The sequence below is a fragment of the Achromobacter spanius genome (assembly GCF_039673305.1).
In the GTDB taxonomy this organism is placed as follows: Bacteria; Pseudomonadota; Gammaproteobacteria; order Burkholderiales; family Burkholderiaceae_B; genus Achromobacter; species Achromobacter spanius_F.
This window is the reverse complement of sequence record NZ_JBDJLJ010000044.1, coordinates 22,320-46,813: the sequence shown is the minus strand read 5'-3', so window position 1 is coordinate 46,813 and position 24,494 is coordinate 22,320. Positions and strand designations below refer to the sequence as shown.

The following is a 24,494-nucleotide window of genomic DNA, read 5'->3' as shown; positions in this document are numbered from 1 at the left end:
CTTCGTAGCCCGGCGTCGCGGTCGCCAGGGCTGCGAGCCCCCGCGATGCGCCCGCGGGAATCTGACGGACCGGCCGCAGGCCGTGACGAAGATGACGAGGGGGTAGTCCGGAGCGAACGCTCCGGACCGCAATCGTGGGCGCTCGCAGCCACGGCGCCCGCGACGACGGGCGGCCTACGAAGAACGAGAGACCACCGAAGAACCTGGCACCTGCGAACCACAGCGATCCACGACAAGAAAAGCTCCGACCCGCAATCGCCATCACCCGCCAAAAAGAAAAAGGCCCTGCACCAGCAAGGCCTTCCAAACGAACTCAACAGCAGCCGATCCGCTTCTTCCCCCCGTAGCGCGCCTCCTGCCGCTCCCGAAAGAAATCCTCGTAGCTCATCGGCTCCTGATCAGGATGCGTACGCCGCATGTGCTCCACATACGTCTCGTAATCCGGCACCCCGACCATCAGCCGGAGCGTCTGCCCCAGGTAGCGGCCGGCGGCGCCGGCCGCCGAAGTCATGTTGCTGAACAGCATGCAGCGTCTCCTGTATCAGGGTCAGTCGGCGCCGGCCGCCGCCGTCGCCGGCAGCACCTCGTACGGCGTCTCGCGAGCCGTCGGCTTGTTCTCGTTGCGGGCGCGTTGGACCGACTTCAGGCCGAACACCACGATGCTCACCACCACGAAGATGAAGATCGCGCACAGCCCGGCGTTGATGTAGTCGTTCATCACCACCCGCGACATCTCGCCCAGCGACTTGGCCGGAGCCAGCACCTTGCCCTCGGCGATCGCCGCGTTGTACTTGTCCGCGTGCGCCAGGAAGCTGACGCGCGGATCCGCGTGGAACAGCTTCTGCCAGCCGGCGGTCAGCGTGCATGCCAGCAGCCAGATCGTCGGCACGATCGTCACCCAGGCGTAGCGGTCGCGCTTCATCTTGAACAGCACCACCGTGCCCAGCGTCAGCGCAATCGCGGCCAGCATCTGGTTGGCGATGCCGAACAGCGGCCACAGCGTGTTGATGCCGCCCAGCGGATCCACCACGCCCTGATACAGGAAGTAGCCCCACGCCGCCACGCACAGGCCGGTCGCGATCAGGTTGGCGGGCAGCGAATCCGTGCGCTTGAGCGACGGGGCGAACGTGCCCAGCAGGTCTTGCAGCATGAAGCGACCGGCGCGCGTGCCCGCGTCCACCGCCGTCAGGATGAACAGCGCCTCGAACAGGATCGCAAAGTGGTACCAGAAGGCCATCATGCCCGGGCCGCCCAGCGCCTGGTGCAGGATGTGCGCCATGCCGACGGCCAGCGTCGGCGCGCCGCCTGCGCGCGAGATGATGGTGCTTTCGCCCACGTCCTTGGCCGTCTGGACCAGGTCCGCCGGGCTGATCACGAAGCCCCAGCTGGACACCACCTGGGCCACCTGGTCCGGCGTCGTGCCGATAACGGCCGCCGGGCTGTTCATGGCGTAATAGATGCCCGGCTCGATCACGCAAGCCGCCACCAGCGCCATGATGGCCACGAAGGATTCCATCAGCATGCCGCCGTAGCCGATATAGCGGGCCTGGGTCTCGTTTTCGATCAGCTTGGGCGTCGTGCCCGAGGAGATCAGGGCATGGAAGCCCGACACCGCGCCGCAGGCGATGGTGATGAACAGGAACGGGAACAGGTTGCCCGACCACACCGGGCCGGTGCCGTCCACGAACTGGGTCAGCGCGGGCATCTTCAGCTCGGGCGCCACCACCACGATGCCGATCGCCAGGCCGACGATGGTGCCGATCTTCAGGAAGGTCGACAGGTAGTCGCGCGGGGCCAGCAGCAGCCACACGGGCAACACGGACGCGATGAAGCCGTAGACGATCAGGATCCAGGTCAGGCCCTTGCCGTCGAAGTCGAACATCGGGCCGATGACCGGATGCGCGGCCACGTCCTGCCCGAAGGTGATGGCCGCCATCAGGCCCACGAAGCCGATGATCGAGACTTCGCCGATCTTGCCCGGGCGGATGTAGCGCAGGTACACGCCCATGAAGAGCGCGATGGGGATGGTCGCGGCCACCGTGAAGGTGCCCCACGGCGAATGCGTCAGCGCCTTGACCACGATCAGCGCCAGCACGGCCAGGATGATCACCATGATCATGAACGCGCCGAACAGCGCGATCACGCCCGGGATCTTGCCCAGTTCCGACTTGACCAGGTCGCCCAGCGAGCGGCCGTCGCGGCGCGTGGAAATGAAGAGGATCGTGAAGTCCTGCACGGCGCCGGCGAACACCACGCCGGCCAGGATCCACAGCATGCCGGGCAGATAGCCCATCTGCGCGGCCAGCACCGGTCCGACCAGAGGGCCCGCGCCGGCGATAGCGGCGAAATGGTGGCCGAACAGCACGTGCTTGTTGGTGGGCACGTAGTCCAGGCCGTCGTTGTATTTCCAGGCCGGCGTCATGCGCGTCGGATCAAGCTGGAAGACCTTGCGCGCGATGAAGCGGCTGTAATAGCGGTACGCGATGAGATAGACGCAGACGGCGGCAATCACCACCCATAGCGCGTTGATGGTCTCCCCTCTGGCCAGCGCCACGGTGCCCAGCGCGAACGCGCCCAGTACCGCAACCGCCAGCCAGACCAGGTGCTGACCCAGTCCCTTACTGCTGGTATGCATAAGTGCTCCTCTTGCCTCCCGCCATGCTCTTGGCGTGAAACGCTTTTTTCGTCCCGCGGAAGGCAGACTCATTGTTGTGGGGTGGCGGACGCACGCGTCCGCACTGCGTCCTGTCGACGCGGCCGCTAGTATTTCGTCTCGCCCCCCGGGCAACAAGCGCGGAACTACGCAAACCGGCTACGTGTTACTACGCCATGCGGCGCAGCAAAATTTCCTGGAAATCGTAAAATCCTCGGACACTTGACCCATTTCTCCCAGGCGCTCCGTCCCTAATGCGCCGCAGCAATTCCCGCCCGCTCCGAAACAAATCCTTATGAAGCTGCGCCTCAAGATCCTGCTGCTCGCGGCGGTTCCCCTGCTGGTGGCCGTCGCCGCCATCACGGTCGCCGTCTACGTGCAGGGATTGCAATTGGCGCAGCGCGAAAAACAGGTCGTGGAAACCGCCTGGCTCGCCAGCAAGGAAGGCGAGCTGCGCCACTACGTCAACCTGGCCTACAGCGCCATCGCCCCGCTGCAGGCGGCCGGCGACGACGACGCCACCCGCCAGCGCGCGCTGGACCTGCTGGCGCAGATGGAATTCGGGCACGACGGCTACTTCTTCGTCTACGACCTGCAGGGCCGCAACCTGATGCACCCGCGCCAGCCCGAACTCGTCGGCCAGGATCTCTGGAACCTGCGCGACACCCAGGGTCAGCCGGTCATCCAGAACCTGCTGACGGCCGCCCGGCGCGGCGGCGAGCAAGGCGAGACGGTGCATTACCTGTGGGAAAAGCCGTCCACGCACCAGACCGAGGAAAAGCTCGGCTACGTCGTGGTGCTGGAGCGCTGGGGCTGGATGCTGGGCACGGGCATCTACCTGGACGACGTGCAGCAGGCGCTGGTGCGCATCGACGCCGCCGCGCAGGCCAACATCCGCAACATGTTCGCCTGGGTGGCGGGCATTGCCGCGGTGTCCATCCTGGGCGTGGCCGCCTGCGGCCTGGCGCTCAACATCAGCGACCATCGCCAGTCGGACGCCAAGCTGCGCCTGATGGCCCAGCAGCTCGTCCGCTCGCAAGAGGACGAACGCGCCCGGCTGTCGCGCGAACTGCACGACGGCATCAGCCAGGTGCTGGTGTCGGTCAAGCTGTCGCTGGAGGCCGCGCGCGAACGGCTGCGCCAGTCGCAGCCGCGAGACCCGGCCGCGCTGGCGCACATCGACACGCCGCTGGGCGGCGCGCTGGACCGCCTGAACACCGCCGTGGGCGAGGTGCGCCGCATTTCGCACAACCTGCGCCCAACGCTGCTGGACGACCTGGGCCTGCCCGCCGCGCTTGAGCATCTGGGGCGGGAATTCGCCGTGCCCGCCGAAGACGGCGCGCCCCCGCTGGCCGTCGACCTGCGCACCACCGGGCTGCCGGTGAGGCTGCCCGACGCCTACGCCACCGCCCTGTTCCGGGTCACCCAAGAGGCGCTGACCAACGTCCTGCGCCACGCGGGCGCCACCCGCGCCGACCTGACGCTGGCCTATTCCTCGCGCGATTTGCGCCTGACCATCACCGACGACGGCCGCGGCTTCGACTATGCCGAGGTGCAGCAGGACCCGCACCGCGGCATCGGCCTGCGCAACATGCGTGAACGCATGAGCGCGCTGTCCGGCAGCCTGAGCTTCCATTCCACCGCCCAAGGCACGACCTTGCAGGCCTGGCTGCCCCTGCCGGCCGCCGGCGCCCCACCCGCGACACCCCAAGCATGACCGACAACCTCGACGCCGTCCGCCTTCTGCTGATCGACGACCACCCGCTGGTGCGCGACGGCCTGCGCCTGCGCCTGGAAACCGTGCCGCACCTGCGTGTGGTGGGCGAAGCAGGCAATGCCGCCGCCGCCCAGGCCTTCCTGGCCGCCTGCGTGGCCGAGGATCCGCAGGGCGGCACCCTGCCCCACCTGGCGCTGATGGACCTGAACATGCCCGGCGTGGGCGGGCTGGAGCTCACCGCCGTGCTGCATGAACGCTATCCGCAGATCGCCGTGCTGGTGCTGTCCATGCACGACAATCCGGAATACATGGTGCAGGCGGTCAAGGCCGGCGCCCGCGGCTACCTGCTCAAGGACGAGCCGGCCCAGGAGATCATCGCCGCGATCGATGCGGTCATGGCCGGCCGCAGCTACTTCAGCGCGGCGGCGGCGGTGCGGCTGTCGCAGGCCAGCGCGCTTGCCACCCTGCTCACGCAGCGCGAACGCGACGTGCTGCGCCACATCGCCGACGGCCACGCCAACAAGCAGATCGCGCATGCGCTGGGGTTGTCCGTGCGCACAGTGGAAACCCATCGCCTGAACATCAAGCGCAAACTGGGGATCGACGGGCAGGCCGAACTCATCAAGTACGCGGTGGAAAACAAAGGGGTATGAAGGCCGCCAATACCCCCACACGGCGTGCGCCAGCCCCCAGACCCGTCCCCGGCCTGAGGTAGACTTGCGTCACAAATGCACCACGGCGCGCCACAGGGCGCGCGCAGCCCCAGGAGTCCCCCCATGTCATTGGAAAAGCACTACACCGCCATTCTTGAAGCACTAGGGGAAGATCCGTCCCGCGAAGGGCTGGCCGACACGCCCGCGCGCGCCGCCAAGGCCATGCGCCACCTGTGCCGCGGCTACGACCAGAACCTGGACGAAATCGTCAACGGCGCGCTGTTCACCTCCGACACGCGTGAGATCGTGCTGGTCAAGAACATCGAGCTGTACTCGCTCTGTGAGCACCACATGCTGCCGTTCATCGGCAAGGCCCACGTCGCCTACCTGCCGGCCGGCAAGGTGCTGGGCCTGTCCAAGGTTGCGCGCATCGTCGAAATGTACGCGCGCCGCCTGCAGATCCAGGAAAACCTCAGCCGCCAGGTGGCCGAGGCCGTGCAAAGCGTCACCGGCGCGGCCGGCGTGGCGGTCGTGATCGAGGCGCAGCACATGTGCATGATGATGCGCGGCGTCGAAAAGCAGAATTCCTCCATGGTCACGTCGGTCATGCTGGGCGAATTCCACGACAACCCCTCCACCCGGGCGGAATTCCTCAGCCTGATCCGCTGAACGCGGGCGCGGCCGCCGCGCCCCTCATCCTTTTGGCGCATATCGCGGGCCCGCCCGCTGCGACGACGATGCCCCTGCGGGCATTGCCGGCGCGGCCGGCGGGCCCGGGCGCTTCCGGCGCCCGGTTTTGGCCCCTTGTTTTGGCACCTACTGATCCGGACATCTGGCCCTAGCGTTCTGGTCCCATCCGGGCAAACTGGCACCAGCAAGCCGGTCGCGCCGGGGCGCGGCCGTTCTCTCTCCCGGAGATCACCATGAACGCGATATACCGCCTGATTCGCCGCTGCACCCTGGCCGGCCTGGCCGCCGCGCTGCTGGCCGCGCCTGCCTACGCGCAGACCAAACTCGTGGTGGGCTACCAGCTCATCGTGGGGCCGTTCCTGTCCGCCATCGCGGACGGCAGTTTCGACAAGGCCCTGAAAGAGGCCGGATACCAGGTGGACTGGCGCCAGTTCACCTCGGGCGGCGACATTTCCACCGCGCTGGCCTCCGGCAACGTCCCGGTCGGCGTGCTGGGCTCCACCGGCATCACCTCGGGCGCCACGCGCGGCGTGGACATGCAGCTCTTCTGGATCCTGGACAACATCGGCAAGTCCGAGGCCCTGGTGGCGCGCAATGGCTCCGGCATCAACAGCACCGCCGACCTGAAGGGCAAGCGCGTGGCAACGCCCTTCGTGTCCACGTCCCACTTCCACCTGCTGGTCGGCCTGGAACAGGTCTGGAAGGTGCCGCCGCGCGACGTGCGCATCCTGAACATGCAGCCGCCGCAGATCGTGGCCGCCTGGACGCGCGGCGACATCGACGCCGCCTACGTCTGGCCGCCGGCGCTGACCGAGATCGCCAAGACCGGCAAGATCATCGCCGACTCCGAGCAGATCGGGGCCGCCAGCGTTCCGACCTTCGACGGCATCGTGGTCGACAAGGCCTGGGCGCAGAAGAACCCGAAGTTCATGGCCGCCTTCACCGGCGTGCTGGCCAAGTCCTACGCCGACTACCGCGCCAACGGCGCCAAGTGGACCGCGGACTCGCCGCAGGTCAAGGGCATCGTCAAGCTCATCGGCGGCAAGCCGGACGACATCGTCGAGGCGCTGGGCCTGCTGGTGTTCCCGACCGTCGAGGAACAGATCTCCAAGACCTGGCTGGGCGGCGGCAAGGAATCGGGCGCCGCGCGCGCCTTCGCGGCCAGCGCCAAGTTCCTGAAGGACCAGAAGCAGATCGACAAGGCGCTGGACGACTACAGCCCCTTCGTCACGGACCAGTACGCGAAGGCCGCGGCCAAGTAGTCCCGCCCGCCACGGCGCGGCGCCATCCCGGCGCCGCCGCCGGCCGCGGGCGCCGCCCTACACAACAGGGGGAAACGGCATGACCATGCAGTCCTCACCCACCGCGCAACGCCTGTGCGCGGAAGGCGTCAGCGTCACCTATCCCGGCCTGCACGACAGCGGGCCCGTCATCGCGCTGCACGACGTCAACCTGACCATCCAGCCGGGCGAATTCGTTGTCGCGCTGGGCGCGTCCGGCTGCGGCAAGACCACCCTGCTCAGCCTGCTGGCGGGATTCCTGTCGCCCACCGAAGGCGAGATCACGCTGGGCGGCAAGCCCATCGTGGGCCCCGGCGCCGACCGCGGCGTGGTGTTCCAGAAGCACGCGCTGCTGCCCTGGCTGAACGTGCTGGAAAACACCGAGTTCGGCCTGAAGCTGCAGGGCGTGGACAAGGAAACGCGCCGCGCCCGCGCCCGCCGCAACCTGGAGCTGGTGGGCCTGCAGGACTTCCACCGCCACATGATCTATCAGCTGTCCGGCGGCATGCAGCAGCGCGTGGGCATTGCGCGCGCCCTGACCTGCGACCCCGCCATGCTGCTGATGGACGAACCCATGGCCGCGCTGGACGCGCTGACCCGCGAAACCATCCAGGAACTGCTGCTGGATATCTGGCGCCAGACCGACAAGATGTTTTTCTTCATCACCCACAGCGTGGAAGAAGCGCTCTTCCTGGGCTCGCGCCTGATCGTCATGTCGCCGCGCCCGGGCCGGATCACGCACACTTTCGCGCCGGACTTCAACCGGCGCTACCTGGAGACCCGCGATGGCCGTGGCATCAAATCCAGTCCCGACTTCATCGCCATGCGCGAGCAAGTCCTCGGCATCATCTACGGGGACGAGCGCGCCGCCGCCCCGCACGCGGTGCATGCCTAAGCGCCGCGCCGGCCACACGCCGCCCGGCAAGGTCTACGGATCGCCGGGCGCCGGCTACAGCGGCCACATCAGCCTGCTGACCAGCCTGGCGCTGATCGCGCTGTGGTTCCTGGTCACCAGCGCCGGCTGGGTGCGGCCGCTGTTCCTGCCCTCGCCCATCGCGGTGTACGACAAGTTCGTGTTCGCCATGACCGAAGGCGTCGCCAATTCCACGCTGACCGAGCACGCGCTGGCCAGCCTGTCGCGGGTGTTCGGCGCCTTCTTCCTGGCCTGCGTCACGGCCATTCCCGTCGGCATCCTGATGGGCGTGAACCGCTACGCCCGGGGCGTCTTCGACCCGCCCATCGAGTTCTACCGTCCGCTGCCGCCGCTGGCCTACCTGCCGCTCATCATCATCTGGTTCGGGATCGGCGAATTCCCGAAGATCCTGCTGATCTACCTGGCCATCTTCGCGCCCATGGCGATCGCCGCGCGCGCGGGCGTGCGTTCGGTGTCCATCGAGCAGATCCACGCGGCCTACGCCATGGGCGGCAGCAGCCGGCAGATCGTCTGGCACGTGATCCTGAAGGCGGCCATGCCCGAGATCTTCACAGGCATGCGCATCGGCATCGGCGTGGGCTGGACGACGCTGGTGGCGGCCGAGATGGTGGCGGCCGACCGCGGGCTGGGCTTCATGGTGCTCAACGCCGCCCAGTTCCTGGCCAGCGACACCGTGATCATGGGCATCATCGTGATCGGCGTGTTCGCCTTCGCCTTCGATCTGCTGGTGCGCTACCTGGAGCGCTTCGCCATCCCCTGGAAGGGGCGTGTCTGACAGGGCAATCCCGCATTCCTTACCCCATCCGGCTCCTTTATCCTGAGACTCGGACACCCCGGGCGCGGCAGCGCCGCGCCCGTCCGTGCCGCAGTCAAAAGGAGCCGTCCATGTCCAGCCAGGCCTCGATGCTCAAGCCTGTGTTGTGGGAACGCCTGTTCGAAAAGGCCAGCGCGCCCAACCTCAGCCTGCAGGGCCGCGTGCGCCAGATGCTGGTGTCCGCCATCCTCAGCGGCCACCTGCCGCCGGGCATGCCGGTGCCCTCCAGCCGCTATCTGGCCGACCAGCTCCGCATCGCGCGCAATACGGTCGTGTTCGCCTACCAGCAGCTGGTCTGCGAAGGGTATCTGGTGTCGCGCGAGCGCAGCGGCCATTTCGTCAGCGACACCGTCATGCAAGGGCATTCCGGCCCGTCCGCCGACGCCGCCGCGCCGGCCGACGCGGCGGGCGCCCAGGACGTACGCTGGGACGAACGCCTGCGCTTCCGGCCCACGCGGCAGCGCAACATCACCAAGCCGCGCGACTGGCAGAAGCAGCCCTACCCGTTCGTCTACGGACAATTCGACCAGGACCTGTTCCCCACGGCCGAATGGCGCGAATGCTGCATCAAGGCCTTGTCCGTGCTGGACATCCGCAGCTGGGCGCCCGACCTCATCACCCATGACGACCCCGCGCTGATCGAGCAGATACGCACGCAGGTCCTGCCGCGCCGCGGCGTGTGGGCCGACGCCGAGGAAATCGTCTGCACGGTGGGCGCGCAGCACGCCCTTTACCTGCTGGCCGACCTGCTGGTGAACGAGGACACCGTCGTGGGCATGGAAGACCCCGGCTACCCCGACGCCCGCAATATCTTCGCCAGCCACACCCGCCACCTGTTGCCCCTGCCGGTGGACGAACAGGGCCTGCGCACCGGAACGCAGCTCCTGGGCTGCGACTACGTGTTCGTCACGCCCGGGCACCAGTGCCCCACCACCGTCACGCTGTCGATGGAGCGCCGCGCGAGCCTGCTGGCGCTGGCGCGGCAGGCCGACAGCCTCATCATCGAGGACGACTTCGAAAGCGAAAGCCGCTGGGGCGAAGGCGCGATTCCCGCCCTGAAAAGCCTGGACCGCGACGGCCGCGTCATCTACGTGGGCAGCCTCGCGAAGTCCTTCGCGCCCGGGCTGCGCATCGGCTACATCGTCGCGCCGCGCGAACTGGCGGCGGAGCTGCGCGCGCTGCGCCGCCTGATGCTGCGCCATCCGTCCGCGTACATCCAGCGCGCGTTCTCGCTCTTCATTTCGCTAGGGCACCACCATTCGCTGCTGCGGCGCCAGTCGCAGGCCTACCAGAAGCGCGGCGCCGAACTGGCCCGGGCGCTGGCCCGCCATCTGCCGGACTTCAGGCCCATGCCGATCACCGGCTCATCTTCGTGCTGGCTGCAGGGTCCGCCGTGGCTCAACGCCACGGCGCTGTCCGAGGCCGCGCTGGCCGAAGGCGTGGTCGTCGAGCCGGGCGACGTGTTCTTCATGGACGGCGCCGACGCACCACGCAATTTCCTGCGCGTGGGATTCACGTCCATCCGGCCGGAACAGATCGAACCCGGCATCGCGCGGCTGGCGAAAGTGGTCGACGCCCAGCGCCGCGCCGCGCAGGATCTCGCATACTGCCCAGGTGCGTGAGCGCTGCGAGCTGAGCCCTACAGCAGCTCGTCCCGCAGGTAATACCACCGATACAGCAACCCCTGCCCGATCCTGCGGAACGGCGCGAACATATGCCCCGGCAGCGGCGAGTCATAGATCGGCAGATCCCATGCAATGCCGTCCTGGCCCATCATCCGCTGCGCCAGCCGCCGGCCGGCATGGGCCGAGAACGCCACGCCATTGCCGCCATAGCCGAATGCGTAATACACCTGCTGCGCCGGATCCGGCTGCGTGATGCGCGGCATCATGTCGTGGCTGACGTCCACCCAGCCCCACCACGAATACGCCACGTCCACGCCCCGCAGCGCCGGGAACTTGCGCGCCAGGCCTTCGCGCAGCAGCGCCAGGTGGCGCGGGTTTTCCGCGTCCGCGCCGCGCAGCGCGCTGCGGCTGCCGATCTGCATGCGGCCGTCGGGCAGCAGCCGGTAGTAGAAGCGCAACGTGCGCGTGTCGGTGATGAACACCGTGCTTTTCAGCCCGGCCGCCTCGCGCTCGGCCGGCGTCAGCACCCGCGTCACCATCGAATTGGACAACACCGGCATGATCCGGTTGTCCAGCAGGCGATTCACGCCCTGCGCGGTGTAGCCGCCCGTGGCGAACGCCACGCGCCTGGCCCGCACCGTGCCCCCGGGCGTCTGCAGCCGGTACATGCCGTTTTCCACGCGCCATCCCAGCACCGGGCTGGCGGGATGCAGGCGCACCCCCAGCGCACGCGCCTGCCGCAGATAGCCATAGGCCAGTTTCAGCGGGTGCACGCCCACGCCGTCCGGCTCGTGCATCGCGCCCACGGCTTCGCGATCGTCCACATACCGCTCCCGCAGCTGCGCGCGGCTGAGTATCCGGGCGTCGTAGCCGAACACGTCCCGCATCACCTTGGCCTCGTTTTCCAGGAAGGCCATCTTCTTCTGGCGGTGCGCCGTGTACAGGTGCCCCCCCGGCTGCGCGTCGCAGTCCACCTGCGCCACCAGGCTCTTCCAGTATTCGAAGCCTTCTCGGATCTCGGCGTCCAGCCGCCGCGCGGTGTCCAGCCCCCAGCGCGCGATCCACTGCGACCGGTACAGGCGCCCGGAGGCGTTCTGGCCCTGGCCGCCATTGCGGCTGGTGCAGCCCCACACGGCGCGGTTGGCCTCCAGCACCACGGCCTTGACGCCGAAGTCCCGCGCCAGCGCCAGGGCCGCCGATAGCCCCGTGAAGCCGCTGCCGACGATCACGACGTCGGCGTCGATATCGCCCTGGATCGGACCATCGTCCTCGGGCGGCGCGCCAGCCGTCGCAACCCAATACGTGGGCGCATAATCCTGGCCCCGACCAGGCGGGGATACCAGCGGATCGTAAGCCGGGTTATAGGCGTTGATCGCGGCGCCGGACGCGGCGGCCGGGCGGTGGGAGCCGACGGACATTTGCGTATCCATGACGAGGTCTACGTCCGTGCCGGCAAGGCCGGACGCTGTTTGCGGAATGCGTTCTTCACGCGGATCTTGCCGTCCTGGAACGTGAACACGTCGACCATGTCGGCCTCCACCCGCGAGCCGTCCGCCGCCGTGCCGCGGAACGTGGATTCCGACACGCCGCGGTCCCCGGCCACCCAGTGCCGCCCGTCGTCCCAACGCGCGTCGGGGAAATTCTTCCAGGCCGCGGCGAACGCGGCGCGCACCGCTTCCGGGCCGGCATGGCGGCTGCCGTACTGTTCGGGTCCGCCAACGGTCTCGAACACGCAATCCTCGCTCATGAACGACATCAGGGCGTCGATGTCGTGCCGGTTCCAGGCGGCCGCGAACTCGGCCAGCATCTCGACGGTGACGGACTTTTGCATTGCCTACCCTCCTCTGCGGGCGAGGCGCGAGATGCGCCCACGCTGAACCCCCAAGGTACGTTCGGGGTACGCCAGGGTCTAGAACCAGACACGGGGAATCGCTTGCACCAGATCTAGGCGCCCGCGCCCATCTCGGGCACGCCGTGCGCGAACGCCTGCGCGAGCCGCGCCGAGACGGCTTCGAGGTCGACGCCGCCGCGCATGCCGATCAGCACCAGCGACGGGCCGTCCAGATCGGCTGGCGGGCGCGCCCGCGCGTCAAAGCGCACGCGGCGCCCGGCCAGCTGCACCAGCACCCGGCCGTGGCGGTCCGTATCCACCCAGCCCTTGGCGCGCAGCACCTCGCGCGGCAGTCCGCGCAGCGCGGCGGCCAGGCGGTCCGCATCCAGCAAGGCGGGCGCGCGCCACAGCCAGCTCTGGAACGGATGTTCGGGTGCGGAATGCGCATGCGGGCCGGCGCCGTGCGCGCAGTGGCGCCCGCAGACATGATCCTCATCACCTGCCGACGCCGCGCCATCGTCGCCGGCCAGGCAGCGCAGATCCACCCGCCCCTCGCGCGCGTCCACGATGGGCGCGCCGCCGCTCGCCTCGCGCAGCCACCCGCGCAGCGCCGCCAACGCGGCCGCGGGGACCAGATCGGTCTTGTTCAGGACCAGCAGGTCCGCCGCCCTGAGCTGGCGCTCGACGGTATCGGCCAGCAAGGGGTCGGCCGCCACGTCGCGGATGGCGCCCGCATCGGCCAGCACGACCACGGCTTGCAGCTGCAGCATGGGATCCGACAGGCCGACCTGCGCGATGCGGCCAGGGTCCGACACGCCGCTGGCCTCGATGACGATCCATTCCGGCAAGGGATCCAGCGCCAGCACCCGCGCCAGCGCATCGTCCAGCCCGCCCGCCATGGAACAGCAGACGCAGCCGTTGGCCAGCCGGATCACGCCGTCGGCGCGCTGGGCGATCAGGCCGGCGTCGATGTCGACGGGCCCGAAATCGTTGACCAGCACCGCCGCCCGCCGCGGGCTGGCCGCCAGCACGTGGTTCAGCAAGGTGGTCTTGCCCGCGCCCAGGAAGCCCCCCACCACCGTCAGCGGGATGCGCGCCATCTCACGCCTCCTGCAACGGCAGCGGACGTCCGCCGATGACCGTGCCCAGCACCTTCAGGTCTTTCAGGCTTTCGGGCGGCACAGCCGTCGGGTCGTCATGCAGCACGCAGAAGTCCGCGTGCTTGCCGACTTCGATGGAGCCGACCAGGTGGTCCATGTGCAGCGTGTACGCCGCGCCCAGCGTGATCGCGTGCAGCGCCGCATCCACGCCGATGCGCTCGGACTCCCCCAGCACGCGGCCCGACGCCGTCTGCCGGTTCGCCGCGCACCACGCGGTGAACAGCGGCCCCAGCGGCGTGATGGGCGCATCGGAATGGATGGCGAACGGCACGCCGGCACGCTCGGCCGACGCGCAGGCGTCCATGCGGTTGGCGCGGTCCGGACCCATGGTCAGCGCATAGTGCGCATCGCCCCAGTAGAAGATGTGGTTGGCAAACAGGTTCACGCACATGCCCAGGCTGGCCATGCGGCGGAACTGCGCGGCGTCCGCCATCTGGCAGTGCTGCAACGTGTGGCGGTGGTCGCGGCGCGGCGTGCGCTGCAGCGCGCGGTCCACGGCCTCGATCGCCAGCTGCGTGGCCTCGTCGCCGTTGGTATGGATGTGCAGTTGCGCGCCTGCGTCGTGATAGGCCTGCACCATCGCATCCAGTTCGCCCGGCGCGATGACCCAGATGCCGTTGGGCGCGCCGTTGAAATAGCCGGGCCAGCGCACCCGCGCCGTGAAACCCTGTATCGATCCGTCCACCACCAGCTTGACCATGCCCAGGCGCAGCTTGCCGTGGTTCAGCTTGCTGGCGGCCGCCAGCTTCTCCAGGCATCGCGCCGGGTCGCCGGCGTAGGTCAGCGCGGACGCAGCGGGCACGATCCGGACGGGATAGTCCGGCTCGGCGGTCACGCGCGCCAGCGTCGCCAGCCCATCGTCATTCAGCTCGTTGACCAGGTCCGTCGCGGTGGTCACGCCGGCCCATTGCGCCACCTTGCCGAACATCCGCAGGCCCTCTTCGGTCAGGCCCACCGTGCGGAACGGACTGCCGATCAGGCGCATCACGGGGAACATGGCCGCGAACTCGCAGAGCTCCCCGCTGGGCCGTCCATCGGCAAGCCGTGTCACGCCTTCGATGTCGGTGTCGCGGTCGATGCCCGCGCGCGCCAGCATGGGCGTGTTCACGTTCATCAGGTGCATGCTGGCGTGCATCACCACGACGGACCGCTCGGCCGACACGGCGTCCAGGTCGCGGATGCTCATGCGCTCGCCGCCGAAGAAGATGGGATCGAAGCCCCAGCCGATCAGCGTCTCGCCCTGCGGCAGCGTGCGCTCGACGTCGCGCAGCCTGGCGGCCACCTCGTCGAAACTCTTCAGGCCCGGCCACAGCTTGCCGTCCGGCCCGCGCCGGTCGTAATAGCCGACGTAGACGAACTTCCACATGCCGCCTTCGGGCAGATGGCAGTGCCCTTCCACCAGCCCCGGCATCAGCACGCGATCCGCAAAGCGCTCGTCGACGTCGGCGGGGCCCCAGCCCGCCAGGTCATCCAGGCTGCCCACGCCCAGGATGCGGCCGTCGCGCACCGCGACGTGCGTGGCGCGCGGCTGGGCGGGGTTCATGGTCAGGATGGTTCGCGCGGCATAGATCGTGGTGGCGCCGGAAGGTTGGCTCATCGGGCTTTTCCTTGGTTTCAATGGGATCAGGCCTGCAACGGCGATATCGCCTCGCCGTTGTGGGTCTCGACAAAATGGCAGGCGACGTGGTGGGCCGGGGCCACCTCGCGCAGCGCGGGTTCCCGTTCGGCGCACAACGGCTGCGCGGCCGGGCAACGGCCCGCAAAGCGGCAGCCCGGCGGCGGGTTCACCGGGCTGGGCGGATCGCCCGCCAGCCGGATGCGGCGCGCCGCCGTTTCGCGCCCGCCCTTCACGGTGGGCACGGCGGACATCAGCGCCACGCTGTACGGATGCAGCGGACGCGAAAAGAACGCGCGCCGCGAGGCCCGCTCGATGATCTTGCCCAGGTACATGACCGCGATGTCGTCGCAGACGTGCTCCACCACCGCCATGTCGTGCGAGATGAAGAGAAAGGACTGCCCCTGTTCGCGCTGGATCCGCCGCAGCAGGTTCAGGATCTGCGCGCGGATGGCGATGTCCAGCGCCGACACGGGCTCGTCGCACACGATCAGGTCGGGCGCGCTGGCCAGCGCCCGGGCGATGTTCAGCCGCTGCCGCTGGCCGCCGGAGAACTGGTGCGGAAACAGCTGGCGCTGTTCGGGCCGCAGACCCACCAGTTCGAACATCAGGGCCACCCGCGCCTCGCGTCCGCCGGGCGGATCGATGCCCATCAGGTCCAGCGGCGTGCGCACGATTTCCTCGGCCCGCTGGCGCGGATTGAGCGACGAATACGGGTCCTGGAAAACCAGCTGCAGGCGCCGCCGCATCTTGCGCAGCGCCGCGCCGCGCATCGCGGTCAGGTCGCTGCCGTCGAAATGGATGCTGCCGCCCGTGGGGTCCGCCAGGCGCAGCACGGACAGCGCCGTGGTGGTCTTGCCCGAACCGGACTCGCCCACGATGGCCAGCGTGCGTCCGCGCTCCAGGTCGAACGACACCCCGTCCACCGCACGCACGACCGCGGGCGCGCCGCCCGGCCCGCGCCCGCCCACCGGAAAGTGCACCGCCAGGTCGCGCACCGACAACAGGGAAGATGGCTGCGCCTGCATCATCGCGAGGCCTCCGGGTAGAGCCAACAGGACACCCCCTGCCCGCCTTCCAGCAGGGTCAGGGGCGGAAATTCACGGCTGCAGCGCGCCATCGCGTGGCCGCAGCGGTCATGGAAGGGGCAGCCCGCGCCGCGCTCCCACACCGACGGCACCACGCCGGGAATCTCCGGCAGGTCCGGCCGGTCCTCGCCGGGTTCGCGGTCCAGTTCCGGCAGGCAGGCGATCAGGCCCTGCGTGTAGGGATGGCGCGGATAGGACAGTATCTGCCCGACGCTGCCCTGCTCCACCACGCGCCCGCCATACATCACCACCACGCGGTCCGCCATCTCGGACACCGCGCCCATGTCGTGGGTGATCAGCAGCACGGCGGTGCCGCGGCGCGCCTGCTGCTCGCGCAGCAGGTCGAAGATCTGCGCCTGCACGGTCACGTCCAGGGCCGTCGTGGGCTCGTCCGCGATGAGCACGTCCGGGTCGCACGCGAGCGCGATCGCGATCATGACGCGCTGCCTCATGCCCCCGGACAACTGGTGCGGGTAGTCGTCCACGCGGCGCTCGGGCAGCGGGATGCCCACGGACTTGAGCATGTCGATGGCGCGCTCGCGCGCCTGGCTCTTGGTCAAGCCCTGGTGCAGGCGCAGCGGCTCGGCGATCTGGTCCCCCACCGAATACACCGGATTGAGCGCTGTCATGGGCTCCTGGAAAATCATCGAGATATTGTTGCCGCGCACCTGGCGCATGGCCTCGTCGTCGTGCATGGCCAGGTCGGCGCCGCGCAGGCGCACCGTGCCGGCCCCGATGCGCGCCAGGGGCGGTATCAGCCGCATGATGGCCAGCGCCGTCATGCTCTTGCCGCACCCGGATTCGCCCACCAGGCACAGCGTCTCGCCGGGACGCAGGTCGAAGCTCACGTCGCTGAGCACTTCGGCGGCGCGCCCGCGGGTCCGGAATTCCAGGCTCAGGCCCTCCACCTCCAGCACGGGTCCCAGGTCGGCGGCGTTCATGCCCGCCCCCGCGACGTCGGATTGAGGGCGTCGTTCAGGCCGTCGCCGATCAGGCTGACGGCCAGCACGGTCAGGAAAATGGCCGCGCCCGGCAGGGTCACCGCCCACCACGCCGTCAGGATGTACGGGCGGTTGCTGCCGATCATCAGGCCCCAGCTCATCACGTTCGGATCGCCCAGCCCCAGGAACGACAGGCCGGCCTCGAACAGGATCGCCGTGCCGATCGCCAGCGTGGCCGACACGATCAGCGGCGCCAGCGCGTTGGGCAGGATGACGCGCCAGATGATGCGCGCGTCCCCGGCGCCGATCACCCGTTCCGCCAGCACATATTCGCGCCGCTTCAGGCGCAGGAACTCGCCCCGCGCCAGGCGCGCCGTCCCGGTCCAGCTGACCACGCCGATGGCCACCGCGATGGTGGCGAGCGACGGCGTGAACAGCGTGACCAGCACCATGGCGAACAGCAAGGTGGGCAGCACCTGGAAGAACTCCGTGATGCGCATCAGCGTTTCGTCGACCCAGCCGCCGTAGTAGCCCGCCAGCGCGCCGACGGTGATGCCGATGGCCATGGACAGCACCGCCGCCACCACGCCCACCAGCAAGGTCGCGCGACCGCCGTAGACCATGCCGGTCAGCACGTCCCGGCCCAGGTAGTCCGACCCCAGCAGCAGATCGCCTCCGGGCGGCTCCATGGGCGCGGCCGCGATCTCGAACGGATCCGCCTCCATCGCCATCGGCCCGAAGATCGTCACGGCCAGGATCGCCGCCAGCAGCAGCACGCCGAACAGCGCGCTGGGGTTGCGCGCGAAGACGCGCAGCGCCTCGTAGGTAGGCCGGGGCGGCGGCTTGGGCCGCGCATCGCCGCGGGCGGCGGCGGGGATTGCAATGGGTGCGGGTCTCATGATGTCTTGATCCGGGGATCGATCAGCCGGTAGGCCAGATCGGTAAGCTGGTTCATCACCACCACCAGCAACGAGGCAAAGAGCAGGATGCCGAGCAGGGTCGGATAATCGCGCCTGAGCACCGAGTCGAAGGCCAGGCGGCCCAGCCCGGGCCAGTTGAAGACCGTCTCCACCAGGATCGCGCCGGCCAGCACGTTGCCGAACTGCAGGCCCAGCATCGTCACCACCGGCAGCACGCCGTTGCGCAGCGCGTGCTTGTACAGCACGGTGTTTTCGGACAACCCCTTGGCGCGCGCGGTGCGGATGTAGTCGGCCGACAGCGCGTCCATGACGCTGGCGCGCGCCAGCCGGCTGTACTGCGCCAGGTACACGAAGGCCAGCGTGAAGGCCGGCAGCACCAGGTGGTGCAGCACGTCCGCCACGCCCGCCCACCCGTCCTGCGGTCCGCCGGCCGAACGCATGTCGGACACCGGGAAGATCGGCAGCGCCGACGCGAACAGGATGATGAGGATGATGCCTGTCCAGAACACCGGCGCCGAATAGCCCACGATGGACAGCAGCGTGATGCCCTGCGACAGCAGCCCGTTGGGCTTCCTGGCGGCCAGCGTGCCCAGCAGCGTGCCGACGATGAACGCACAGGTCACCGACGTGACCACCAGCAGCAGCGTCGCCGGCACGCGCTCCCAGATCAGCTGGGCGACCGGCACATTGAAGAAGTACGAATAGCCCAGATCGCCGCGCAGCACCTGGGCCAGGTACAGCCCAAGCTGCGTGAGGAACGGCTTGTCCAGCCCGTACTGCACGCGCAACTGGGCGCGCAGTTCCTCGCTGATGCCGCCCATGGACCCCGCGATGGTTTCCACGGGATCGCCCGGCGAAATGTGGATGAGCAGGAAATTCAGCGTCACCACGGCCAGCAGCAACAGCGCGGCATAGGCAAGACGGCGCGAAAGATAGCGCATCATGTCGCGGCCCCCGCTACTGCAGGTACGTTTCGTCCAGCGGCGACAGCATGCCCCATATGCCCGCCGGCAGGCCCTGCACCTTCTTGGACGACAGCGTGTGGTACGGGATGATGGTCAGGAAGTCGATGGGCACGTCCTCGGTGACCAGGCGCTGGAACTCCGCGTACAGCGCGCGTCGCTTCTCCGCGTCGGTCTCGGTGCCTGCCTGCTCCAGCAGCGCGTCGACCTTGGGGTTCTTGTAGGACTGGGTGTTGGTCCAGATGATGTCGCGGATGTTGGACGACAGATACGTGCGGTGCACGCCGATGACGGGGTCGCCCCAGTTGAAGACGATGTCGGTGGTGATGTCGAAGTCATGGCTGGCGATGCGCTTGGCCCAGGTCGGGAAGTCCGGCGACGCGCGCACCTGCACGTTGATGCCCACCTTCTTGAGCTGGCTGCGCAGGTATTCGGCGACGTTCTTGCCCTGCACGTCGCTGCCCGGCATGTAGTCCACCGTCAGCGTCAGGCGCTCGCCCTTGCCGTCCTTCTTGAACCCGGCCTCTTCCAGCAGCTGTTCGGATTTCTTCAGGTCCAGCGGATACTTCTTCAGGTCCTGGGTGGCGAACGGGCTGGTGCCCACGATCGGGCCATACGCCGGCGCGGCGAAGCCCGCGTTCAGCGCCTTGGTGATGAAGCCCTTGTCCGTCGCATAGGCGATTGCCTGGCGCACCCGCACGTCGTCAAGCGGCTTGCGCGCCGTGTTGAACGCCAGCCAGCTCAGCGCGCCGATGCCTTCGTAGCCCTTGTTGGTCATGACGATGGCCGGATTGTCCTTGGCGCGCCGCAGGATGGTGGGCTCGGTCATGAAGGGCAGCGCGCCGATGTCGCCGCGCTCCAGCCCGATCAGCAGATTGGTCGCGTCGGGATTGATCTTGACCACCACGCGGTCCAGCAGCGGCTTGCCCGGCAGGAAGAACTTGTCGAAGCGTTCCAGCACGATCTCCTGGCCCGGCTTGAACTCCTTGAAGATGAACGGTCCCGAGCCCACCACGTTGGCGGAATTGCGGGGATGCGTCTTCAGGTCCTGGCCGTCGCCGTAGATGTGCTTGGGCAGGACCGGCATCAGGGCCGGCGACAGCGCCAGCAGGATCGCCGGATGCGGCTTGCTCATGCGCAGCACGGCGGTGCGCGCATCGGGCGTGTCCACGCGCTCGACCGGCGCGAACATGGTCTGGAACGGATGGTTCTGCTTGACCGCCATGACCGAGAACGCCACGTCTTCCGAGGTGACGGGCTTGCCGTCGTGGAACACCGCGTCGCCGCGCAGATGCAGCGTCAGCGACTTGCCGTCCGGCGCCAGTTCCCACGATTCGGCCAGGTAGGGCTGCGGCTTCCAGTCCGCGTCGTAGCGCAGCGGGCTGGCAAAGAGCTGCGCGCTGGGCAGCGCGGTGGCGGTGCCCGATTGCACCGCGCCGTTCAGGTGCCGCGGCACCTGCGTGGAACCGATGACCAGCGTGCCGCCCGCCTTGGGCGCGTCCGCCGCGACGGCGCCTCCCGCCATCGCGAACACCGACAATATCGTGGCCAGGCCGAATCTTGCGCTGCGCATGTGCTACCCCTTTGATGTCGTGGCGTGAACCATTCATGGATGGCTTGCGGTCTAGCGTATCCACCCATCGGGTCCGGGCTTAGTACCAAACCGCCGGACTTTCTGGTGCCAGGGTCCCGGGCCGGTCAGCCCGCCAGCGCGCGCCCGTACAGGGCCGCGACGGCGCAGCTGTTGACGCGCGCGTCCATCGAATCGGAGCGGCTGGTCAGCAGCACCGGCACGCGCGTGCCCAGCACCAGCCCCGCCGCGCCCGCGCCGGCCAGCCAGGTCAGCTCCTTGTAGAGCATGTTGCCGGCCTCGATGTCGGGCACCAGCAGGATGTCGGCATCGCCCGCCACGCGCGACACGATGCCCTTCTGGTCCGCGGCTTCGCGCGAAATCGCGTTGTCGAACGCCAGCGGCCCGTCGATGTCGCCGCCGCGGATCTGCTGCCTGTCGGCCATCTTGGACAAGGCCGCCGCGTCCAGCGTGGCGGGCATGGCCGGATTGACCGATTCGGTCGCGCACAGCACCGCGACCTTGGGCCGCTCCACGCCCAGCGCGCGCGCCAGGTCGATGGCGTTCTGCGCGATGTCCGCCTTCTCCTGCAGCGACGGCGCGATGTTGACGGCGGCGTCGGTCAGGATCAACAGCTTGGGATAGGCGGCCACCGCCATCACGAATGCGTGGCTGATGCGCCGGCCTGTGCGCAGGCCGGACTCGCGCGCCACCACCGCCGACATGAAATGGTCCGTGTGCAGGCTGCCCTTCATCAGCATGCGCACGGCCCCGTCGCGCGCCCGCGCGGCCGCGGCGCGCGCCGCCAGCAGCTCGTCGTCCGGCGTGTCGACGATCTCCATCGAAGCCGGATTGATGCCTTCCTGCGCCATCAGCGCGGCAAGCCGCGCCGACGGTCCGACCAGCACGGGCTCGATATAGCCCGCCTCGCCGGCCTGCGCGGCCGCGCGCAGGCTGGTGGCGCACAAGGGGTACGCCACCGCGGTGCGCAGGCGTCCCGCCGCCAGCGCGGCGACGCGCAGCGGCTCGAACAGACGGTCGACTGCCATGTCTTCGCTCCTGCCGCGGGCGCGCCCGCGGCCGCCCGGAAGATGTCCTGCGCGGCGCGGAACCTGTGCGGCCCCGCGCCGCGCACGCCTTTCAGCGTCCCGCCGGCTCGATCGGCAGCGGCACCTCGCCGGCCTTGAACGGCTGGTTCACGTACTTGCGGTACTTGTCCAGGAAGCGCACGGGCTGCTTGAGGGCGTCGCGGCGGAACGGGTCGCCCAGTTCCTGGCTGACCATCATCTCCAGCACGGTGGTCTTGCCTTCAAGCTGCGCCTGGCAGGCGGCCTGCAGCGCCGCGCCGACCTGGTCGGCATGCTCCACGCGGATGCCCTCCGCCCCCATGGCGCGCGCCAGGTCGGCAAAGCCCGGATTGCGCAGGTTGCTGCCCACGAAGCGCCGCCCGTAGAAATCCACCTGGTTCTTTTTCTCGGCGCCCCATTGGCCGTTGTGGAACACCACCGCGGTCACCGGAATCTGCTCGCGCACGCAGGTCAGCAATTCCTGGAAGCTCATGCACCACGCGCCGTCGCCCACGTAGGCCACGGCCGGACGGTCGGGCCGGCCCAGCTTGGCGCCGATCAGCGCCGGCAGCGCGTAGCCGCAGTTGCCGAAGCTCATCGCGGCCAGCATGGAATTGGGCTCGTCGAAACGCAGGTAGCTGTTGGACACCGAGCAGATGTTGCCGATGTCGGTCGACACCATCACGTGCTTGGGCATGGCGCGTTCCAGCTCGCGCAGCATGCGGCGCGGATGCATGCGGCCGCCGCCTTGCTCGATGATGTCCAGGCTCCAGTCGTCGCGTTCATGCGACCACCCGTCCAGTTCCTGTTCCCATTCCGCCTTCTGCGCGGCGATCTCGCCGGCGCGCCCTTCCTTCGTGCGGCTGCAGGCCACGTCGCGCGCCTGCAGTTTGGCCGTCAGCGCGGCCGCGGCGGGCTTGGCGTCGCCGCAGATGCCCACCGACACCGGCCGCACCAGGCCCAGCATGCGGTGGTCGGCGTCCACCTGGATGATGCGGGCATTCTGCGGCCAGTAGTCCAGCCCGTGCTGCGGCAAAGTGCCGAAGGGCCCCAGCCGCGTGCCCAGCGCCAGCACCACGTCCGCCTGCGCCAGCAGTTTCATGCCCGCCTTGGCGCCCTGGTAGCCCAGCGGCCCGCACCACAGCGGGTGGCTGGCCGGGAAGGCGTCGTTGTGCAGATAGCTGGTCACCACCGGCGCGCCCAGCAATTCGGCCAGCGCCACGCATTCGGCCTGGCCGTCCGAGAACAGCACGCCGCCGCCCGCCACGATGACCGGGAACCTGGCGTCGGCCAGCATGCGCGCCGCCGCTTCCAGGTCCTCTTCCGAGCCGGGCCCGCGGCGGATCCGGCGCGGTTCCGGAATCGCCACGTCGATCTCGCCGTAGAAGTAGTCGCGCGGGATGTTCAGCTGCGACGGCCCGCGTTCGGCCATGGCGTTGTCGAAGGCCTTGGCGGTGAATTCCGCGATGCGGTCCGGGCGGTTCACGTGCGCCTGGTATTTGGTGATGCGCGAAAAAATGGGCAGTTGCTCGGTCTCCTGGAAGCCGCCCAGGCCCATGCCCGACGTCCCGGTCTCGGGCGTGATCGCCACCACCGGGCTGTGCGCCCAATAGGCCGCCGCCACGCCCGTCACGAAATTGGTGATGCCGGGGCCGTTTTGCGCGATGCACACGCCGTGCCGGCCGGTCACCCGGGAATAGCCGTCGGCCATGTGCGCCGCGCCCTGCTCGTGCACGGTCGGCACAAAGCGGATGCCGGCCGCGGGAAACAGGTCCAGCGCATCCATGAAGGCCGAACCGACGATGCCGAAAACATCCTTGACGCCCTGCGCGACCAGCGTCTCGACAAACGCTTCGCTGGGGGTCATGTGTTGCTTGCTGCTCATGGTCTCTCTCCTGGCGGGCCGGCGCTCGTCCGATTGCTCATTGGCCGGTGTGATCCGATACTGCGCCAGAAAGCCCCGGCTTCCCACCCCTCGCCGTTTCATTTTCTGCAGTTTCTGTGCGAGGATGGACAGCCGTTCGCCGAATCTTCAAATATTGAAAGATGAAAGACGAATCCTCCGCCGCCCTGCGCGCGCTGACCCTGCTGGAACAGGTGGCGCGCTCCGCCCAGCCCGTCTCGCTGGCCGAACTCACCGACTCCACCGGCCTGCCCAAGCCCTCGGTGCTGCGCATCCTGTCGCGCCTGGTGGATGCCGGCATGCTCCTGCGCGAGCCCGCCGGCAAAAGCTATGTCAGCGGCCCGCGCCTGGGCGCCCTGGCCCGCGACACGCTGCTCAACTCGCCGCTGCGGGGCGAGCGCCACCGCATCCTCGACAGCCTGGTCGATGAAATCGGCGAAACCTGCAACTGCACCATGCTGGACGGCGACGAAGTCATCTACCTGGACCGCGTCGAAACCGCCTGGCCCCTGCGCGTCAACCTGCAGTCCGGCTCGCGCGTGCCCCTGCACTGTTCGGCTAGCGGCAAGCTGTTCCTGGCCTACATGCGCCGCGAAACGCGCCAGCGCCTGCTGGCGGCCGCCACGCTGCCGCGCTACACGCCCAACACCCTGTGCGACGTGGACGTACTGGAAGAGGAACTGCGCGTCATCAAGAAAGAAGGCGCCAGCTTCGACCGGGAAGAATTCCTGCTGGGCATCGTCTGCATGGCGGTGCCCATCCTGCACGGATCAAAGGCCATCGCGGCGGTGGCGCTGCATGCGCCGGTCGCCAGGCTGTCGATCGACGGGGCCCGGGCCTGGCTGCCGCGGATGCAGGAGGCGGCGCGGGCGCTGGCGGGGACCTACGCGCCTTTGCCTTAGCCGGCGCCGGATTGCGGCTGGTCTTCAGCGTAGCCGAACGGCCAGCGGCGCTTGGTCGAATCCGGCGTGGGGTTTTCACAGTTATTGGTTTGCATGCTGATTCCCTCTAAATATGTCCCCGAATCCTAGACCAGCAGTCGTAACGGCAATGTAAGCGTTCGCAAAGATC

Annotated in this window: 21 protein-coding genes; 8 read left to right on the top strand and 13 right to left on the bottom strand. The window is 68.7% G+C overall.

Features of this window, described 5'->3' with window-relative positions; translation table 11 throughout:
• Positions 1–313 precede the first annotated feature (313 nt).
• Both ABE485_RS24095 and ABE485_RS24090 read right to left on the bottom strand, forming a co-directional pair.
• Positions 314–526, bottom strand: coding sequence for a YbdD/YjiX family protein (locus tag ABE485_RS24095; RefSeq protein WP_085945451.1), 213 nt, complete (start codon positions 524–526; stop codon positions 314–316).
• A 21-nt stretch (positions 527–547) separates the two neighbouring features.
• Positions 548–2,635 carry a carbon starvation CstA family protein gene (locus ABE485_RS24090; protein ID WP_346517766.1) on the bottom strand — a complete coding sequence of 696 codons (2,088 nt, stop codon included), beginning with the start codon at positions 2,633–2,635 and terminating at the stop codon, positions 548–550.
• A gap of 313 nt (positions 2,636–2,948) precedes the next feature.
• Here ABE485_RS24090 and ABE485_RS24085 point away from each other — a divergent pair, with 313 nt between their 5' ends.
• The 7 genes from ABE485_RS24085 to ABE485_RS24055 all read left to right on the top strand — a co-directional run bounded on the left by ABE485_RS24085 (position 2,949) and on the right by ABE485_RS24055 (position 10,363).
• Positions 2,949–4,370, top strand: coding sequence for a cache domain-containing protein (locus tag ABE485_RS24085; RefSeq protein WP_346517765.1), 1,422 nt, complete (start codon positions 2,949–2,951; stop codon positions 4,368–4,370).
• The gene (locus ABE485_RS24080) at positions 4,367–5,023 is read left to right on the top strand and encodes a response regulator transcription factor (protein ID WP_346517764.1); all 657 of its coding nucleotides are present in this window, start codon (positions 4,367–4,369) and stop codon (positions 5,021–5,023) included. Before ABE485_RS24085 ends, ABE485_RS24080 begins: the two co-directional genes overlap by 4 nt.
• A gap of 123 nt (positions 5,024–5,146) precedes the next feature.
• A complete protein-coding gene (folE, locus tag ABE485_RS24075; RefSeq protein WP_008162296.1) occupies positions 5,147–5,692 on the top strand; it encodes a GTP cyclohydrolase I FolE in 546 nt (181 codons plus the stop codon).
• Between the two features lie 254 nt (positions 5,693–5,946).
• Positions 5,947–6,975 carry a taurine ABC transporter substrate-binding protein gene (gene tauA / locus ABE485_RS24070; protein WP_346517763.1) on the top strand — a complete coding sequence of 343 codons (1,029 nt, stop codon included), beginning with the start codon at positions 5,947–5,949 and terminating at the stop codon, positions 6,973–6,975.
• A 79-nt stretch (positions 6,976–7,054) separates the two neighbouring features.
• The gene (locus tag ABE485_RS24065; RefSeq protein ID WP_346517762.1) at positions 7,055–7,888 is read left to right on the top strand and encodes a taurine ABC transporter ATP-binding protein; all 834 of its coding nucleotides are present in this window, start codon (positions 7,055–7,057) and stop codon (positions 7,886–7,888) included.
• The gene (locus ABE485_RS24060; protein WP_346517761.1) at positions 7,881–8,702 is read left to right on the top strand and encodes an ABC transporter permease subunit; all 822 of its coding nucleotides are present in this window, start codon (positions 7,881–7,883) and stop codon (positions 8,700–8,702) included. The genes ABE485_RS24065 and ABE485_RS24060 overlap by 8 nt, the downstream gene beginning before the upstream one ends.
• A 110-nt stretch (positions 8,703–8,812) precedes the next feature.
• Positions 8,813–10,363: a PLP-dependent aminotransferase family protein gene (locus ABE485_RS24055; RefSeq protein WP_346517760.1), complete on the top strand. Its 1,551-nt coding sequence runs from the start codon at positions 8,813–8,815 to the stop codon at positions 10,361–10,363.
• Positions 10,364–10,380: 17 nt separating this feature from the next.
• Here ABE485_RS24055 and ABE485_RS24050 read toward each other — a convergent pair whose 3' ends face one another.
• The 11 genes from ABE485_RS24050 to xsc all read right to left on the bottom strand — a co-directional run bounded on the left by ABE485_RS24050 (position 10,381) and on the right by xsc (position 23,405).
• Positions 10,381–11,784, bottom strand: a complete 1,404-nt coding sequence (locus tag ABE485_RS24050) for an NAD(P)/FAD-dependent oxidoreductase (RefSeq protein ID WP_346517759.1) — start codon at positions 11,782–11,784, stop codon at positions 10,381–10,383.
• Positions 11,785–11,804: 20 nt separating this feature from the next.
• Complete coding sequence (locus ABE485_RS24045) at positions 11,805–12,197, bottom strand: nuclear transport factor 2 family protein (protein WP_346517758.1); 393 nt, start codon at positions 12,195–12,197, stop codon at positions 11,805–11,807.
• A gap of 113 nt (positions 12,198–12,310) precedes the next feature.
• Positions 12,311–13,297, bottom strand: coding sequence for a CobW family GTP-binding protein (locus ABE485_RS24040; protein ID WP_346517757.1), 987 nt, complete (start codon positions 13,295–13,297; stop codon positions 12,311–12,313).
• 1 nt (position 13,298) lies between these two features.
• The gene (locus ABE485_RS24035; RefSeq protein ID WP_346517756.1) at positions 13,299–14,954 is read right to left on the bottom strand and encodes an amidohydrolase; all 1,656 of its coding nucleotides are present in this window, start codon (positions 14,952–14,954) and stop codon (positions 13,299–13,301) included.
• 26 nt (positions 14,955–14,980) lie between these two features.
• Positions 14,981–16,003 (bottom strand): ABC transporter ATP-binding protein, encoded by a 1,023-nt coding sequence (locus tag ABE485_RS24030; RefSeq protein WP_346517755.1) that lies wholly within the window; start codon positions 16,001–16,003, stop codon positions 14,981–14,983.
• A complete protein-coding gene (locus tag ABE485_RS24025) occupies positions 16,000–17,001 on the bottom strand; it encodes an ABC transporter ATP-binding protein (RefSeq protein WP_346517754.1) in 1,002 nt (333 codons plus the stop codon). The genes ABE485_RS24030 and ABE485_RS24025 overlap by 4 nt, the downstream gene beginning before the upstream one ends.
• Positions 16,998–17,900, bottom strand: a complete 903-nt coding sequence (locus ABE485_RS24020; protein ID WP_346517753.1) for an ABC transporter permease — start codon at positions 17,898–17,900, stop codon at positions 16,998–17,000. Before ABE485_RS24020 ends, ABE485_RS24025 begins: the two co-directional genes overlap by 4 nt.
• Positions 17,897–18,865 (bottom strand): ABC transporter permease, encoded by a 969-nt coding sequence (locus ABE485_RS24015; protein WP_346517752.1) that lies wholly within the window; start codon positions 18,863–18,865, stop codon positions 17,897–17,899. The genes ABE485_RS24020 and ABE485_RS24015 overlap by 4 nt, the downstream gene beginning before the upstream one ends.
• A 13-nt stretch (positions 18,866–18,878) precedes the next feature.
• The gene (locus ABE485_RS24010) at positions 18,879–20,456 is read right to left on the bottom strand and encodes an ABC transporter substrate-binding protein (RefSeq protein ID WP_346517751.1); all 1,578 of its coding nucleotides are present in this window, start codon (positions 20,454–20,456) and stop codon (positions 18,879–18,881) included.
• A gap of 125 nt (positions 20,457–20,581) precedes the next feature.
• A complete protein-coding gene (locus tag ABE485_RS24005; RefSeq protein WP_346517750.1) occupies positions 20,582–21,502 on the bottom strand; it encodes a bifunctional enoyl-CoA hydratase/phosphate acetyltransferase in 921 nt (306 codons plus the stop codon).
• Between the two features lie 91 nt (positions 21,503–21,593).
• Positions 21,594–23,405, bottom strand: a complete 1,812-nt coding sequence (gene xsc / locus ABE485_RS24000) for a sulfoacetaldehyde acetyltransferase (RefSeq protein ID WP_346517749.1) — start codon at positions 23,403–23,405, stop codon at positions 21,594–21,596.
• Positions 23,406–23,566: 161 nt separating this feature from the next.
• Here xsc and ABE485_RS23995 point away from each other — a divergent pair, with 161 nt between their 5' ends.
• Positions 23,567–24,325 (top strand): IclR family transcriptional regulator, encoded by a 759-nt coding sequence (locus ABE485_RS23995; RefSeq protein WP_346517748.1) that lies wholly within the window; start codon positions 23,567–23,569, stop codon positions 24,323–24,325.
• Positions 24,326–24,494: the final 169 nt, after the last annotated feature.